The organism is Rhizobium sp. PRIMUS64 (assembly GCF_023006465.1).
Lineage (GTDB): Bacteria > Pseudomonadota > Alphaproteobacteria > Rhizobiales > Rhizobiaceae > Rhizobium > Rhizobium leguminosarum.
On sequence record NZ_JALBGX010000159.1, the window covers coordinates 1 to 14,016 of the forward strand.

General features: G+C 63.5%; 16 protein-coding genes. 13 read left to right on the forward strand and 3 right to left on the reverse strand.

The genetic code is table 11. The features are described from left to right. From cobG to MOV76_RS34275, 4 genes are all read left to right on the forward strand, one after another. The coding region (gene cobG / locus MOV76_RS34260; RefSeq protein WP_247266199.1) for a precorrin-3B synthase at positions 1 to 1,277 on the forward strand (1,277 nt) is incomplete at its 5' end. Positions 1,278 to 1,279: 2 nt separating this feature from the next. Next, positions 1,280 to 1,912, forward strand: coding sequence for a precorrin-8X methylmutase (locus MOV76_RS34265; RefSeq protein ID WP_027665409.1), 633 nt, complete (start codon positions 1,280 to 1,282; stop codon positions 1,910 to 1,912). Further along, positions 1,909 to 2,640 carry a precorrin-2 C(20)-methyltransferase gene (locus MOV76_RS34270; RefSeq protein ID WP_247266200.1) on the forward strand — a complete coding sequence of 244 codons (732 nt, stop codon included), beginning with the start codon at positions 1,909 to 1,911 and terminating at the stop codon, positions 2,638 to 2,640. The genes MOV76_RS34265 and MOV76_RS34270 overlap by 4 nt, the downstream gene beginning before the upstream one ends. Then, positions 2,637 to 3,401, forward strand: coding sequence for a precorrin-3B C(17)-methyltransferase (locus MOV76_RS34275; RefSeq protein ID WP_131605616.1), 765 nt, complete (start codon positions 2,637 to 2,639; stop codon positions 3,399 to 3,401). Before MOV76_RS34270 ends, MOV76_RS34275 begins: the two co-directional genes overlap by 4 nt. Here the strand turns inward: MOV76_RS34275 and MOV76_RS34280 are convergent. Then, positions 3,365 to 4,135, reverse strand: a complete 771-nt coding sequence (locus tag MOV76_RS34280; protein ID WP_247266201.1) for a cobalt-precorrin-6A reductase — start codon at positions 4,133 to 4,135, stop codon at positions 3,365 to 3,367. The two genes, MOV76_RS34275 and MOV76_RS34280, sit on opposite strands and share 37 nt — an antisense overlap. On the opposite strand from MOV76_RS34280, the gene cbiE reads away from it, so the two are divergent. Both cbiE and cobM read left to right on the forward strand, forming a co-directional pair. Continuing rightward, positions 4,134 to 5,366 (forward strand): precorrin-6y C5,15-methyltransferase (decarboxylating) subunit CbiE, encoded by a 1,233-nt coding sequence (cbiE, locus tag MOV76_RS34285; protein WP_247266202.1) that lies wholly within the window; start codon positions 4,134 to 4,136, stop codon positions 5,364 to 5,366. The two genes, MOV76_RS34280 and cbiE, sit on opposite strands and share 2 nt — an antisense overlap. Before the next feature lie 4 nt (positions 5,367 to 5,370). After that, positions 5,371 to 6,129: a precorrin-4 C(11)-methyltransferase gene (cobM, locus tag MOV76_RS34290; RefSeq protein ID WP_247266203.1), complete on the forward strand. Its 759-nt coding sequence runs from the start codon at positions 5,371 to 5,373 to the stop codon at positions 6,127 to 6,129. Between the two features lie 21 nt (positions 6,130 to 6,150). Here cobM and MOV76_RS34295 read toward each other — a convergent pair whose 3' ends face one another. Together MOV76_RS34295 and MOV76_RS34300 are read right to left on the reverse strand one after the other, a co-directional pair. After that, positions 6,151 to 6,963 (reverse strand): TIM barrel protein, encoded by an 813-nt coding sequence (locus MOV76_RS34295; protein WP_247266204.1) that lies wholly within the window; start codon positions 6,961 to 6,963, stop codon positions 6,151 to 6,153. 160 nt (positions 6,964 to 7,123) lie between these two features. Next, on the reverse strand, positions 7,124 to 8,152 hold the full coding sequence (locus tag MOV76_RS34300; protein WP_018246210.1) for a LacI family DNA-binding transcriptional regulator: 1,029 nt from the start codon (positions 8,150 to 8,152) through the stop codon (positions 7,124 to 7,126). Positions 8,153 to 8,283: 131 nt separating this feature from the next. On the opposite strand from MOV76_RS34300, the gene MOV76_RS34305 reads away from it, so the two are divergent. The 7 genes from MOV76_RS34305 to MOV76_RS34335 all read left to right on the forward strand — a co-directional run. Continuing rightward, positions 8,284 to 9,372, forward strand: coding sequence for a fatty acid desaturase family protein (locus MOV76_RS34305; protein WP_247266205.1), 1,089 nt, complete (start codon positions 8,284 to 8,286; stop codon positions 9,370 to 9,372). Positions 9,373 to 9,393: 21 nt separating this feature from the next. Beyond that, a complete protein-coding gene (locus MOV76_RS34310) occupies positions 9,394 to 9,708 on the forward strand; it encodes a MocE family 2Fe-2S type ferredoxin (protein ID WP_210068296.1) in 315 nt (104 codons plus the stop codon). Positions 9,709 to 9,719: 11 nt separating this feature from the next. Beyond that, positions 9,720 to 10,946: an NAD(P)/FAD-dependent oxidoreductase gene (locus MOV76_RS34315; RefSeq protein WP_247266206.1), complete on the forward strand. Its 1,227-nt coding sequence runs from the start codon at positions 9,720 to 9,722 to the stop codon at positions 10,944 to 10,946. 26 nt (positions 10,947 to 10,972) lie between these two features. Continuing rightward, on the forward strand, positions 10,973 to 11,788 hold the full coding sequence (locus MOV76_RS34320; protein WP_247266207.1) for a 3-methyl-2-oxobutanoate hydroxymethyltransferase: 816 nt from the start codon (positions 10,973 to 10,975) through the stop codon (positions 11,786 to 11,788). A gap of 29 nt (positions 11,789 to 11,817) precedes the next feature. Next, positions 11,818 to 12,816, forward strand: coding sequence for an NrtR DNA-binding winged helix domain-containing protein (locus tag MOV76_RS34325; protein ID WP_183619967.1), 999 nt, complete (start codon positions 11,818 to 11,820; stop codon positions 12,814 to 12,816). A 69-nt stretch (positions 12,817 to 12,885) separates the two neighbouring features. Further along, positions 12,886 to 13,857, forward strand: a complete 972-nt coding sequence (nadA, locus tag MOV76_RS34330; protein ID WP_247266208.1) for a quinolinate synthase NadA — start codon at positions 12,886 to 12,888, stop codon at positions 13,855 to 13,857. Further along, positions 13,854 to 14,016: FAD-binding protein (locus MOV76_RS34335; RefSeq protein ID WP_247266209.1), on the forward strand; the 163-nt coding region annotated here is incomplete at its 3' end. The genes nadA and MOV76_RS34335, both read left to right, overlap by 4 nt.

Consider the following 14,016-nt stretch of genomic DNA (forward strand, 5'->3'; position numbering starts at 1 on the left):
CGCCGATGGCGACCGGCGATGGTTTGCTGTTGCGGTTGCGGCCGGTTGGCGGCGCGCTGACGCTGTCGCAGTTCGCAAGCCTTGCCCGCTCCGCCGCAGCACATGGAAACGGCATTCTCGAAATCACCGCCCGCGGCAATCTGCAGATCCGAGGCCTTCGGGCTGAGACCGTCGGACAGCTCGCTGCCGATATCGATGCCGCCGGGATCACCGTGCCGGAAGGGCCGGCAATCGAGACATCGCCGCTGCACGGCATCGACCCGGAAGAGATAAGCGATCCGGCCGTGATGGAAATGGCCTTGCGTGCTACGCTCCACGATCTGTTTGCCTCGCCGCGACTCGCGCCGAAGCTTTCGCTTATCGTCGACGGCGGCGGATCCTTCGGATTGTCAGCACTGTCCGCCGACATTCGTGTCGTCGCGCAATTCGGCGCGGATTGGCTTGTCGCGATCAATGGCGACGGTGAAACTGCAATGCCAGTCGCGATCGGTCCTGCCGAGGCGGCGATATCAGCCGTTGGCGAAATTCTGAGCTTGTTGGCGACCCTCGGGCAGGGCAGGCGAGCAAGGGATATCGACGCGACGCTTCTGCGGGCGCGTTTTCCCGCGATGGATGGCATTCAATTCATTTCGTCTCGCGCGGCAGTCATGCCGCTTGCCGGCTCGCACAGGCTTGACGACGGCAAAATCATACTCGGCGTCAGGCCGGAATTCGGGCAGATGAGAGCGTCCGATCTGGTCGCTTTGCTCGATCTGGCAAAGGCCCGTGGCGCAACAGCGATCCGGCTTGCGCCCGGTCGCGGTTTCTTCCTCATCGGGCTTTACGACGATGCAGTGCTGGCTATGCAGATCGCCGCAGCCAGACATGGCTTCAGCAGCCAGCCTGGCGAGAATACCGAGCATATCGCCGCCTGTGCCGGCGCCGGCGCCTGCGGTTCCGCTTTCTACGAGACGCGGACCCTTGCGCGCCGTCTCATTGCCGCAGCACCTGCCCTTTTCGACGGTTCGCTGACGCTGCATCTATCCGGCTGCGCCAAGGGCTGCGCTCATGCCCGGCCGGCGCTGACCCTGACGGGCTCAGCGGAAGGTTATGGCCTCATCCTTAGTGGGCTTGCGGCGGATCTGCCGGACGAACGGATCGCTGGCGGTCGGATCGATTTCGCTATAGAGAGGCTCGCCCGGTCCATCGAAGACAACAAAGACGCTGGCGAATCGACCGCCGCCTGCCTTACACGGCTCGGCGCAACCGGTGTTTCGAAGGCGCTGCGACAGGAATAGGAATGCCAGACTACGATTATATCCGCAGCGGCGATGCGATCTACGAGCGTTCCTTTGCCATTATCCGTGCCGAGGCCGATCTTTCGCGCTTCACCGACGATCAAGCCGAAATCGCCGTGCGCATGATCCATGCCTGCGGGCTGGTCGAGGCAGCGGAGCATTTCCTGTTTTCCGCCGATTTCGTCAGCGCTGCGCGCGATGCGCTGAAGGGTGGCGCGCCAATCTTCTGCGACGCGGAAATGGTGTCCCAGGGCGTCACTCGGGCGCGGCTGCCGGCGCTGAACGAGGTGATCTGCACGCTGCGCGATCCCGCGACACCGGAGCTTGCGCGCGAGACCGGCAATACGCGTTCGGCCGCCGCCATGCATCTCTGGCTCGATCGGCTCGGCGGCAGCGTTGTCGCGATCGGCAATGCGCCGACCGCCCTCTTCCATCTGCTTGAACTCCTGCGCGACGGCGCCCCGAAACCCGCGGCGATCCTCGGCATGCCGGTGGGCTTCGTCGGCGCGGCGGAATCCAAGGATGCATTGGCGGAAAATTCCTACGGCGTACCCTTTGCCATCGTCCGCGGCCGGCTCGGCGGCAGCGCCATGACGGCAGCCGCCATCAATGCATTGGCGAGGCCAGGTCTATGACGACAAGCGGCCGTCTCATCGGCGTTGGCACGGGTCCTGGCGACCCCGAGCTCCTCACCCTCAAAGCCGTGCGCGCCATCGAAGACGCGGATGTGATCGCTTATTTCGCCAAGCAGGGCAGGGGCGGCAACGGCAAGGCGATCGTCGAGCCGCTGCTGAAATCCGGCGTGACGCTGCTGCCGCTCTATTATCCTGTGACGACCGAGATCGACAAGAACGACGAACGCTACCAGAGCCTGATCACCCAATTCTACGATCTGTCCGCCAAGTCGGTCGCCGGGCATCTCGATGCCGGGCTGACCGTCGCCGTTCTCAGTGAAGGCGATCCGCTCTTCTACGGCTCCTATATGCACCTGCATGTCAGGCTTTCCCAGCGCTACCCAACGGAAGTGATCCCCGGCATCAGCGCCATGTCAGGCTGCTGGTCGCTTGCCGGCATGCCGATCGTCCAGGGCGACGACGTGCTTACCGTACTGCCCGGTACGATGGCTGAGACCGAGCTGACGCGCCGCCTCGCCGATACGCAAGCCGCCGTCATCATGAAGGTCGGCCGTAATCTGCCGAAGATCCGCCGGGCGCTGGCAGCGGCCGGCCGGCTTGCTGAAGCCGTCTATGTCGAGCGCGGCACCATGGCGAATGCGGCGATGGAAAAGCTCGCCGACAGGACCGATGGCGACGCGCCGTATTTTTCGCTGGTGCTGGTCCCGGGCTGGGAGGGCAACCGATGAGCGGCAGGCTTTTCGTGATCGGCACCGGTCCCGGCAATCCCGAGCAGATGACGCCGGAGGCTTTGACCGTCATCGACCAGGCAACGGATTTCTTCGGCTACGGACCCTATCTCGACAGGCTGCAGCTCCGCGACGATCAGTTGCGCCATGCCTCGGACAATCGCGAGGAGCTCGACAGGGCAGGGGCAGCCCTCGCCATGGCGGCTGACGGCGCGAAAGTCTGCGTCGTCTCCGGCGGCGACCCCGGCGTCTTCGCCATGGCTGCCGCGGTCTGCGAGGCAATCGAGAACGGGCCGGCCGCCTGGCGCTCGGTCGATCTCACCATTCTGCCCGGCATCACCGCGATGCTGGCCGTGGCGGCAAGAGCCGGTGCCCCGCTTGGCCACGATTTCTGCGCCATTTCGCTATCTGACAATCTAAAGCCTTGGAATATAATAGAAACCCGCCTTGAACTGGCGGCAAAAGCGGGTTTCGTCATCGCGCTCTATAATCCGATCAGCCGAGCGCGGCCATGGCAGCTCGGCGACGCCTTCAAGCTGTTGCGCAACCATCTGCCTGCAGCAACGCCGGTTATTTTCGGGCGCGCGGCCGGGCGGCCGGACGAGCGCATCGCGGTCCAGCCGCTGTCGCAGGCGGATGCGTCGATTGCCGATATGGCGACCTGCATCATCATCGGCTCGGCCGAGACACGCATCGTCACGCGGCCAGGCAGACTGGACCTCGTCTATACGCCGCGTTTCATGGCGGGAGGAAACAGGTGATCGATCGCCACCAGCGCCGCCTCGACAGTTTCGACCGCTTTGACGATCGAGGCCGGAGCGCGCGCCACCATCATCACCTCGATACCGAGCAGGCGGGCTGCCTCGATCTTCGCATAGGTGGCGGCACCGCCGCTGTTCTTGGCGACGATGACGTCGATGTCGTGCTGTCTCAGAAGATCGCGTTCGCCTTCCAGCGTGAACGGACCCCGATCGAGGATGTAGTCGACATTCGCAAGCGCAAGCGGCGGTTCGACGGGATCGACGCTGCGAATGAGATAGTGATGTTGCGGTGCGGCTTCCGCATGATGGGCACCCTGCCGGCCCGTCGCCAGGAAGACATGGCGGGGGGAGGGGCCAAGCGCTTCGATGGCAGCCGGAATGCTCTGCACGTCCCGCCAGCGATCGCCCGGCCGGCGTTGCCATTCGAGACGGCGCAGAGCGATGGCAGCAATGCCGGTGGTCCCAGCTGCGAAAGCGGCATTGGCCGAAATGCGCTCGGCGAAGGGATGCGTGGCGTCGATCAACAGGTCATATCTGCCGGCCTTCAGGAAATCGGCAAGCGCCACGGCACCGCCGAAACCGCCGATGCGAACCGGAACAGGCTGCGTGGCCGGTTTTTCGGTGCGGCCGGCAAGCGACAACAAAACATCGCAATCATCCCGCGCCGCGAGCGCCTCGGCCAGCAGCCGCGCCTCGCTGGTGCCGCCGAGGATCAAGATGCGGGGTCGTCCCATGTCTGATGTCGCTCCTCCGTCAGTCCAGCGCTGGCTGACTATTATCGGCATCGGCGAAGATGGTCCAGAAGGGCTGGGCGAGGAGGCAAAGAGGCTGATCGCGACCGCACCCGCCGTCTTCGGCGGTGCGCGGCACCACGCACTTGCTGCCTCGCTGATCACAGGCGAAAGGCTTTCCTGGCAGAGCCCGTTCGAGCGCTCGGTCGAGGCCATTCTTGAAAGGCGCGGCACGCCTGTTGTCGTGCTCGCCTCTGGCGATCCCTTTCTCTATGGCGTCGGCGCAACGCTCTCCCGCTACGTGGCGGCAGACGAGATGCGCGCCATTCCCGCACCCTCGGCCTTCAGCCTTGCTGCCTCCCGCCTTGGCTGGCCACTGCAGGACGTCGCGACGATCTCGCTGCATGGACGGCCGATCGACCTGATCCGGCCGCATCTGCACCCCGGGCGGCGCATCATCGCGCTGACCTCGGACGAGAATGGGCCCGGCGAACTGGCTGCCCTGCTGACTGCTGCTGGCTTCGGTCAGTCGAGACTTACGGTGCTCGAGGCGCTTGGCGGCGCTCGGGAACGCCAGAGAAGTGCGGTGGCTGCGGATTTCGATCTCCTGGACATCGATCCCCTGAATGTCTGCGCCGTCGATGTTGCGGCAGGGGAGGGGGCTCGCATCCTGCCTTTTGCCGCCGGGCTCGAAGACGAGCTGTTCGAGCATGACGGACAGATCACCAAGCGTGAAATCCGGGCGATGACGCTTTCCGCACTCGCGCCGCGTCACGGCGAACTGCTCTGGGATATCGGCGCAGGCTCGGGCTCGATCGGCATCGAATGGATGCTGGCCGATCCCGGCCTGAAGGCAATCGCCGTCGAACAATCGCCGGAACGGGCCGCACGCGTCGCCCGCAATGCAGCCGCCTTCGGCGTACCGCATCTCGCCGTCATTGAGGGTACGGCGCCCGATGCGCTGAAGGGCCTGCCGGAACCGGATGTGATCTTCCTCGGCGGCGGCGGCAGCGAGCCGGGTGTTGTCGATACTGTGATTGCCGCGCTGAAGGGGGGAGGGCGGCTTGTTGCCAATGCCGTGACGCTGGAGATGGAAGCGGTGCTGCTCAGTGAACATGCCAAACGCGGCGGCTTCCTCACGCGGATCGAAATATCGCGCGCCCAGCCCGTCGGCGGCATGACCGGCTGGCGGCCGGCAATGCCGGTAACGCAGTGGCGCTGGACGAAAGGATGACAAGATGACGGTGCATTTCATCGGCGCGGGACCAGGTGCTGCGGATCTGATCACGGTGCGTGGCCGTGATCTCATCGCCCGGTGCCCGGTCTGTCTCTATGCCGGCTCGATCGTCTCGGCCGAACTGCTGCAATATTGTCCGGCGGGCGCGCGCATCGTCGATACGGCGCCGATGTCGCTCGACGAGATCGAGGCAGAATATCTTCGCGCTGCCGCGGCCGGTCAGGATGTCGCCCGGCTGCATTCCGGCGATCTCTCGGTCTGGAGTGCGGTCGCCGAGCAGGTGCGCCGGCTTCAAAAACACGGCATCGACTATACGATGACACCGGGTGTTCCGGCCTTTGCCGCCGCAGCCTCGACGCTGGCGCGCGAACTGACGATCCCGGCTGTGGCCCAAAGCCTGGTGCTGACCCGCGTTTCCGGCCGCGCTTCACCAATGCCCAACGACGAGACACTGGCGAAGTTCGGCGCGACGGGCGCCACGCTGGCGATCCATCTGGCAATCCACGCGCTGAAGCAGGTGGTCGAAGAGTTGACGCCGCTTTATGGCGTCGACTGCCCGGTCGCGATCGTCGTCAAGGCCTCCTGGCCAGACGAGCGCATCCTGCGCGGCACGCTCGCCGATATCGAGGCAAAGGTTGCGGCCGAACCGATCGAACGCACAGCGATCATCTTCGTCGGCCCCTCGCTCGCGGCGGAAGATTTCCGCGAAAGCTCGCTCTACGATCCGGCCTATCAGCGCCGGTTCAGAGGTAGAGAGTAGCGTCAAGCGACCGCGCGGCTTTTAGACCCGCGCGCTGAGATACTCCATGCTGGCGCGCAGCGCGCCGGCCGGGTCTTTCAGCGCATGCACCTCCGCCGCAAAGGGCTCGAAGGAGAACGGGCCGGTATAGCCCGCCTGCAGCAGCGCCCTGACCTGCCCGGCATTGTCGAGCCGGTCGTCGCCGTCCACGAGCACGCGATGGGAATCGCGCATGTCGGCAACGGAAACGGAGGGATCGCTGACCCCGGAAATGTGAACGAGGCCGGCCAGCTCAGGGAAGGTCGCCGCTTCGCCGGCAAGGTGATGGTGGAAGGTGTCGTGGACAAGCCTGAAGGTCGATTCCGCGCCAAGTTCCCTGATGGCCTCGGCTGCCTCGGTCTTCGAGCGCAGCGAGCAGATCTCGAAACCGAGCGGCTCGACGAGACCGATAATGCCGGCTTCCTCCAGCATCGGCTTCAGCGCAATCAGAGACTGGCGCAGATTGGCCTGCCGTTCGCCATCCGCGCAGCCGGTCCCGTCGTTCTTCGGAACGAGGACGAGCGCCTTGGCGCCCGACGCGCCGGCATAATCGATCAGTTCCTGCGCTTCGGCTGCCCGGGCCGCGTTCCACTCGTTGAAGCGCTGCAGGGCGTTGATCGAGATGATCGTCACGCCATGGCGGGCAGCAGCCTCCTTTATCGTTTCAGCTTTGGTGCCGTCGAGGATGGCATTGCCGGAAAGGTCGTTGCGGATCTCGACGGCATCGATGTCGAGCGATCGGGCCAGCGCGAAAAAATCGTCGATGGCAAGCGACGGCGCGGCCATATGGTTGAGCGCAAAACGGACTGAAGTCATGACTGGTTCTCCTCCTGATCTCCGCGTCAGGGCGGAGCGGTCCTCGTGAATGGGTCAGCGAATCTCTATCGGAATTCGCGTCGCAATCCATCCGTCATCGCCGGCGCCGGCTTTCATTGCTGAGAGAATTTCGAACAGAATGATGGAATTCCATCACGCCTCAGATGTTCTCGGAAATATGAATATCGAAAGGCAGGAAGAGCTGTCCGGGAACAGCCGTTTCGCCGTTTTCGATGGCGCCGGTCATCAGGACCATCAACTCCTTACAAAGTGCGGGCAGGGGGGTGCCGATCGCCATGGCGACGATATCGTCGGCAAGGCCGGCTTTGCTGTCGGGCGTCAGCTCGTTGACCACGAGGACGATCTTGCCGCCGACGCCTTCTTCGCGGAATGCCGAAATTGCCCCCTCCATGCCGCCGCCGCAGACATAGAGGCCGACGAGATCGGGATGTTTCTGCAGCAGCGTCAACGTCGCCTCATGAGTGATCTCAGCAGTCTCGAGATTGATCAGCGTGTCGACGACATCGAACTCAGGCGCATTCTCGCGAAAATAGGAGCGAAAACCGATCTCGCGCAGCTCATGCCCGTGAAAGCGGTGGCTGCCGACGAAACAGGCGACCTTGCCGGGCTTGTGTGCCGTGCGCGCAATCGTCCAGGCGGCAGTACGCCCGACCTTGCGGTTGTTGACCCCCACATAGGCGTCGCGCACGCCCGTGGCGAGATCGGAGAGCAACGAGAACACCGGAATACCGCGCTCCTTCAACTCCTCGACCGCCGTCGTCACCGCCGGATAATCCGGGCCAACGAGAGCCACGGCCTGGTTGCGGGCGCCAAGCGTCTTGATCTTTTCGACGATCGCAGCCGGTGTCGCGGCTGACGGAAAGTCGATCTGCGTCTGGATGCGCGCACTCGTCAGCGCGCGCGCGGCGGTTTCGATCTCGCGCACGAAGCTCTGATAGAAGGGCTGCATCGGCTTCTGCAGCAGGAAGGCGAGCCTGTATTGCGGCAGATCCTCGAAGACGCGCTGCTTGATCAGGCCGACGGCGTGATAGCCGATCGACTGCGCCGCATCATAGACCCGTCGCGCCGTTTCCTCGCGCACGCGGTGGCGGGCGTTGAGAACGCGGTCGACGGTGGCGACGCTGACACCGGAGGCGCGAGCGAGATCGGATATGGTGGGACGGCGCATCGGCGTTCCTGATGGATTCGATCATGAATGCAAGTCATTCGTGATGGTTTTTGATAGATTATATCAAGCCTGCATTGAGCGCTTTCCAAAGTCAACCTATTCTCCCAGGCAAGGGCAACGGGAGGCGGATAATGGCGACCCAGACAAAGAAGCGCGACTACGACCTTCTCGGCGAAAGCGGCCGCACCGCCGTCGAGACGGGGCTGGCGGCAGCCGAATGGTATCACACCGACATTCCGCGCAAGGAGATGAAGGCGCTGATGCAGCGCTCCGATGCGCCGGCGATCCGCGACACGGCCCTCTGGCTCGGCAGCATGGTCGTCCTTGCGGGGCTCGGCATTTATTTCTGGGGCTCGTGGATCGCGCTGCCCTTCTTCCTCGCTTATGGCGTGCTCTACGGCTCGGCCTCCGATAGCCGCTGGCACGAATGCGGCCATGGCACCGCCTTCAAGACGCGCTGGATGAACGATGTCGTCTACCAGATTGCCTGCTTCATGATCATGCGCAATCCGGTGACCTGGCGCTGGAGCCATGCGCGCCATCACACCGACACAGTGATCGTCGGCCGCGATCCCGAGATCGCCGTCATGCGGCCGCCCGATCTCTTCCGGCTGGTGCTTAATTTCTTCGGCATCCTCGACGCCTGGCATGCAATCGTCGACATGCTGCGCAATGCCTTCGGCGGCGTCAGCGCGGCGGAAAAAACCTTCATTCCCGAGATGGAGCAGCCAAAGGCCATCCGCATCGCCCGCATCTGGCTGGCGATTTATATCGCGACGATCGCGGCCGCGATTGCCATGGGTTCGATCCTGCCGCTGATGCTGATCGGCCTGCCGCGCCTCTATGGCGCCTGGCACCATGTGCTGACCGGACTGCTGCAGCATGGCGGCCTTGCCGACAATGTGACCGACCATCGGCTGAACAGTCGCACGGTCTATATGAACCCCATCAGCCGCTTCATCTACTGGAACATGAACTACCACGTCGAACATCACATGTTTCCGATGGTGCCCTACCACGCGCTGCCCCAGCTGCACGCGATGATCAAGCACGACCTGCCGGCGCCGAACCCGTCGATCTGGTCCGGCTATCGCGAGATGATCCCTGCCTTCCTGCGCCAGCTGCGCAACGAGGATTATTTCCTGAAGCGCGAACTGCCGGCCACCGCGCGGCCCTATCGCGAGGAATTCCACAACGAACTGGCCCCGGCCGCGCAATAACGACAATCAAGGGAGGACAAGATGAGCGGAAATTGGATTGAGGTCTGCAACAAGGACGAGATCGACGAGGAGGATGTCATCCGCTTCGATCACGGAGGGCGCACCTTCGCGGTCTATCGCAGCCCGGACGACGAATTCTTCGCGACCGACGGGCTCTGCACGCATGAACATATCCACCTCGCCGACGGGCTTGTCATGGATGAGATCATCGAATGTCCGAAACATAATGGCCGCTTCAACTACAAGACGGGCGAAGCCAAGGGTGCGCCGGTCTGCGTCAATCTCAAGACCTATCCTGTCAAGATCGAAGACGGCGCCGTCTTCATCTCACTCTGAGGGAGGCCGGCATGGCTCATTACGTCATCCTGGGCGCGGGCGAATGCGGTGCGCGCGCCGCCTTCGCCTTGCGGGAAAAGGGCTTTGCCGGCGAGATAACGCTAGTCGGCGCCGAGCCGCTTCCGCCCTATGAACGGCCGCCACTTTCGAAGGCCGGCTCCACCGATGCAAGCGATCCGAAATTCATCGCCGCGGCGGAAAAATATGTCGAAAACGGCATCCGGCTGCTGACCGGCCTGGAGGCAAGGGATTTCAATCCCTCATCCAGGACAGTCGCGCTTTCGGACGGTAGCGTGCTTTCCTACGACAAGCTTCTGCTTGCGACGGGTGCCGCCGCGCGGTCATTCCCCGGCGCACAAGAAGGCAGCCGACATATTCGTTCGCTGCGGACGCATCACGATGCGGCAGCACTGCGCGATGCGATGAAGCCGGGACGGCATATCGCCATCATCGGCGGCGGCTTCATCGGACTGGAACTTGCGGCCACGGCGCGGGTGCTTGGCGCCGAGGTCACCGTCATCGAGGGGCTGGAACGCGTGCTGAAGCGCGGGGTTCCGGAGGAGATCGCCCAGTTGCTCACCGAGCGCCACCGCACCGAGGGCGTCGATATCCGCTGCGGCGTCTCCCTCGAGGCGCTGACTGCGGAAAACGGCAAAGCCCAGATCCGATTGTCGACCGGCGAGGTGATCGAAGCCGATCTCGTCCTCGTCGGCATCGGTGCACGCCCGAATGTGGAGATCGCCGAAAGGGCCGGGCTGGCAATCGACAACGGCATTGCGGTCGACACCTATCTCCAGACCTCTGCTCCTGATGTCTTCGCAGCCGGCGATTGCTGCTCCTTTCCGCTGTCGATCTATGGCGGCCGGCGGGTACGGCTCGAATCCTGGCGCAATGCCCAGGAGCAGGGCACATTGGCTGCGGCCAACATGCTCGGCCTTAACGAGGCCGTTTCGGCGGTGCCGTGGTTCTGGTCGGATCAATACGACATGACGCTGCAGATATCAGGCCTTGCCGAAGGGGCCGCCACGCATCAGCGCCGCGACCTCGGCGCAGGCGCCTTCATTCTCTTCCATCTCGACGCCGGCGGACGATTGATCGCCGCAAGCGGCATCGGGCCGGGCAATGCGGTGGCACGCGATATCAGGCTCGCCGAAATGCTGATTGCAGCGCGCGCCTATCCGAACCCGGCAGCACTCGCAGCCAGCGACATCAAGCTGAAATCCCTGCTGGCCGCCTGAGCTCCCCGATATTTTCAAAGGAATTGATGATGAAAAAACATAGACGCGCAACCGTCGCCGATCTGCTTTCGGAAAAAGGCAAGCGCCAGCTCACCATGCTGCGCGTCACCTCGCTGGAGGAGGCGGAAGCCGCCGAAAAGGCCGGGATCGACATCGTCTCCGTGCCGCCCTCGCTGCTCGGCCCGGTCTTTCGCGAGATCGCCCCCACGCCCTTTGCCATTCCGGGGCTCGAATATGGCGACCATGTCTCGGCCGAGGACTATCTGCGTGCGGCCTTTGCGGCGCTGAAGGCAGGCGGTGACGCGGTCTATTGCGCCGCAAGCCTGCAGACGATCCGGTGCATGCGGGACGAGGGTATCCCAGTCTGCGGTCATCTCGGACTGATCCCTTCGAAGGCGACCTGGACAGGCGGCTTCCGCGCCGTCGGCAAGACGGCGGCGAGTGCCGCCGAGATCTGGCGGCAGACCAAGGCGCTGGAAGAGGCCGGCGCCTTCGCCGCCGAAATCGAAGTCGTCCCAGGGGATGTCGCTGCCGCCATCAGCAGCAACACTTCGATGCTGATGATCTCCATGGGCGCAGGCAGCGGCTGCGACGCCCAATATCTCTTCGCCGACGACGTGCTCGGCGCCAATCGCGACCACTATCCGCGCCACGCCAAGATCTATCGCGACTTTGCCGCCGAACACGACCGGCTGCAGCGCGAGCGCATCGCCGCCTTTACGGAATTTGCCGAGGATGTCAGGACCGGCGCCTATCCGGAAAAGCGCCATCTCGTCGGTATCGACGACGCGGAACTGGAAATCTTCCTTCAGCGGCTGAAAAGCGAGACGGGCAATAGCTGAGGGCAAACGCGCGCTGTTGCCTCGATGATGTGGGAAGCGCCGCAAAGGCGCTTCCGCTCCATTGGCTTCCGTCCCGGCCTGTGTCAGGAATTATCCGTTCGATTCATTCGGAACGGAGTATTCAGTCCCCTGTGACGATCGGCTTTGCGCATGCGGAATTGATTGCGGTGCTCGTCGCGGTGACGGGGGACGAGCCGCGCGTATTGACCATCCATTCCGGCAATGCGCTGCCGTCGGGGCCTTTCGAAATGGGTCATCGCACCCTGCAATCGGGCCTGCGCGAATGGGTGCAGGAGCAGACGGAACACCCCGTCGGCTATCTCGAACAGCTCTATACCTTCGCCGACCGCGACCGGAACAACGACATCCCAGGCGGGCGGACGATCTCGATCAGCTATCTCGGCCTCGTCAACGAGCAGTCGGGTGCCGGCCGGCCGGGATGGCACGGCTGGTACGAATATTTCCCCTGGGAAGACCACCGGCAGGGCCGGCCAGCCGTGCTTGACGAGATCATGGCGCGCCTGAGGAGCTGGGCCGATGCCGATTTGGCAAGGCGCGACCATCGCCATCGCCGGGCGGATTTCACCTTCGGCCTCGATGGCGGCGGCTGGAACGAGGATTTGGCCCTGCAGCGCTATGAACTGCTTTACGAGGCGGGACTCGTCTCGGAAGCCGGATGCGGCGCGGAGGCCAATCTCGGCCTGGCAATGTTTGCCGATCACCGCCGTATTCTCGCAACCGGAATCGCCCGACTGCGCGCCAAGATCAAATACCGCCCCGTCGTCTTCGAGCTGATGCCGGAGAGCTTCACGCTGCTGAGGCTTCAGCGCACCATCGAGGCGTTGGCGGGGCTGACGCTGCACAAGCAGAACTTCCGCCGCCTCATCGAACAGCAGGAACTGGTCGAGGAAACCGGCGGCACGGAAAGCGAAACCGGCGGCCGGCCGGCCAAGCTTTTCCGCTTTCGCCACACCGTGCTCGAAGAACGGGCGCTGGCAGGAACGAAATTACCGCTCTCCCGCAATTGACATATGCTCACCGTGAGAATATCTCTTTGCCTATGATATGCTCAATTGGAGCATAATTAGGAGCCGGTCATGAATTATCCTGTTTCCGCATCCTCGCTCTACGAGCGCGTCAGCCGCGTCATTCCCAAAGCCGAATGGATGACGTTCGAAAATGACGTCGACGCGATCCTCGAGCTCAAGCGCCGCCGCAACGCCGTCATTCTCGCGCATAACTATCAGACACCGGAGATCTTCCACGGCGTGGCCGATATCGTCGGCGACAGCCTGGCGCTCGCCCGCAAGGCAATCGAGGTCGATGCCGATGTTATCGTGCTTGCCGGCGTGCATTTCATGGCCGAGACCGCCAAGCTGCTGAACCCCGAGAAAACCGTACTGATTCCGGATCTCGCCGCCGGCTGTTCGCTGGCGGATTCGATCACGCCCGAGGATATCGCCCTGCTGCGCCAGGCTCATCCCGGCGTGCCCATCGTCACCTATGTCAATACCTCGGCCGCGGTGAAGGCTGCCTCCGATATCTGCTGCACCTCGGGCAATGCCAAACAGGTGGTGGAATCGCTCGGTGTGCCGAAGGTGCTGATGATCCCGGACGAATATCTGGCGCGCAACGTCGCCCGCGAGACTGATGTCGAGATCATCGCCTGGCATGGCCATTGCGAAGTGCATGAACTCTTCACCGCCGAGGACGTGCGCCAGCTGCGCGAAAACCATCCCGGCGTAACCGTGCTCGCCCATCCCGAATGCCCGCCCGATGTGGTGGCCGAAGCTGATTTCGCTGGCTCCACCGCTGTCATGTCGGATTATGTCGGCAGGCAGAAACCGACGCGCGTCGTGCTGCTCACCGAATGCTCGATGAGCGACAATGTCGCCGTGCACCATCCCGATGTCGAATTCATTCGCCCCTGCAATCTCTGCCCGCACATGAAGCGGATCACGCTGGCCAATATCCGCGCCGCCCTCGAGGAAAACCGCCACGAGGTCACCGTCGATCCGGCGATTGCTGTCGCCGCGCGCCGCGCCGTCGAAAGGATGCTGGCGATATGACCGAGATTCTCGAGCATCTTGCCGGACGCACGGTAATCGTCGGCAGCGGGCTTGCGGGGTTGATGACCGCGCTGACGCTGGCGCCCGAACCTTCCGTGATCGTCACCCGCGCGGCCCTTGGCGCGGAAACATCGAGCGCCTGGGCGCAGGGCGGCATCG